This is a genomic window from Pseudomonas sp. NPDC089406 (assembly GCF_044900265.1).
GTDB classification, from domain to species: Bacteria; Pseudomonadota; Gammaproteobacteria; order Pseudomonadales; family Pseudomonadaceae; genus Aquipseudomonas; species Aquipseudomonas fakonensis.
In genome coordinates, this window is record NZ_JBJDNC010000088.1 from 1 (window position 1) to 1,431 (window position 1,431).

Annotated in this window: 1 protein-coding gene; it reads right to left on the bottom strand. The window is 54.4% G+C overall.

Annotation, left to right across the window (positions count from 1 at the left end; all coding sequences use genetic code 11):
• Positions 1–28: 28 nt before the first annotated feature.
• Positions 29–1,383 (bottom strand): IS3 family transposase gene (locus ACI2KK_RS28945; protein ID WP_404671643.1). Its coding sequence is split into 2 segments (ribosomal slippage): positions 29–907 and positions 910–1,383, totalling 1,353 coding nucleotides; the frame shifts between segments, so codons are not numbered across the junction.
• Positions 1,384–1,431 lie beyond the last annotated feature (48 nt).

The window sequence follows — 1,431 nt, forward strand, 5'->3', positions numbered from 1 at the left end:
TGGACTGCCCCCAAAAAGTTGGACAGCTCTAGGCAGCAGCCTGAGTCCTGTACTCAACAGGGCTCAGGCCATTAAGCCTCAGCTTGATACGGTCATGGTTGTAGTAGTGAATGTACTCATCCAGGCCCGCTTTCAACTCATCAATACTTTCGAAACGCTTCAGGTAGAAAAACTCGGACTTGAGCGTGCCGAAGAAGCTTTCCATCGCTGCGTTGTCCAGGCAATTGCCTTTGCGAGACATGCTCTGCTTTACCCCTCGTCCGCGGAGCTTATGGCTGTACTGGGCTTGCTGGTAATGCCACCCCTGGTCTGAATGGAGCACGAGCTTCGGCTGCTCTCCCAGGCAGTCGAGTGCCTTGTCGAGCATGTTCCCAACCAAGCTGTAGCGTGGGCGACTGGCCGTTTCGTAAGCCACGATCTCGCCGTTATACAAATCCATCACCGGCGATAGATAGAGCTTCTGTTCCGCCACTTTGAACTCGGTCACGTCGGTCACCCATTTCTGGTTGGGCCGCTGGGCAACAAAATTCCGTTCCAGCAGATTCGCTGCCACTTTGCCGACGGCTCCACGGTAGGAACGGTATTTCTTGGGGCGTACTACCGATTTCAATCCTTGCTCAGCCATGAGCCGTTCAACCACCTTCTTGTTCACCCGCTTTTCTTTCCTGATCGCGAGCGTAACGCGGCGGTAGCCATAAAGCCCTTTTTGTTCGTGATAGACACGATGTACCAACGCCTTGAGCGCAGCATGCCGGTCCGGCTTCTGCTGCGCCTTGAGCTGGTAGTAGAAGGTGCTACGCGGCAGTTCGACCAACCGAAGAAGGTCAGGTAAAGGGAATCTCCGCTTGAGCTTAGAAACGATCAGGACTTTTTCCCGCGTATTCGCTCCTTTTCCTCCCGCAGAGCCTTGAGTTCCTTTAGGACAGCATTCTCCATGCGCAGGAACTCAAGTTCAGCCATCAGCTGCTCTCGGCTTTTCTCAATATCATCGGTATCGGCGGGCTTGGCTGGTTTGATCTTCTTCGACACGGTAATTGGCTTTTTTGGCTTGGCGGCAGTAGAGGTGACTGGACCGCCACTGTAGTGCTGCCGCTGCCAGATTCCTATCTGTGAGGACTGTCCAAGACCAAAGTGCGCAGCGGTCTGGCGCAGTGAAAGCCGATGCTCAAGCATGTAGCTGAGCACTTGCTGCTTGAAATCACTGGTATAACGCCGCCCAGGCGAGCCTGAGCAGACACCCTTACTGACCTGATAACTGGCAACCCAGCGCCGGAGCAGGCTGAAGTCGATACCGAAGTGTCGAGCCACCTTTCGGAAACCGTTGTTGCCATCCAGGTAAGCTGTGATCGCTGTGAGCTTGAATTGCTCGGTGTACTTTTCCATCGATCCCCCAAGGGTTGGATTGGTGTCCAACTTTTGGGGGGCAGTCCA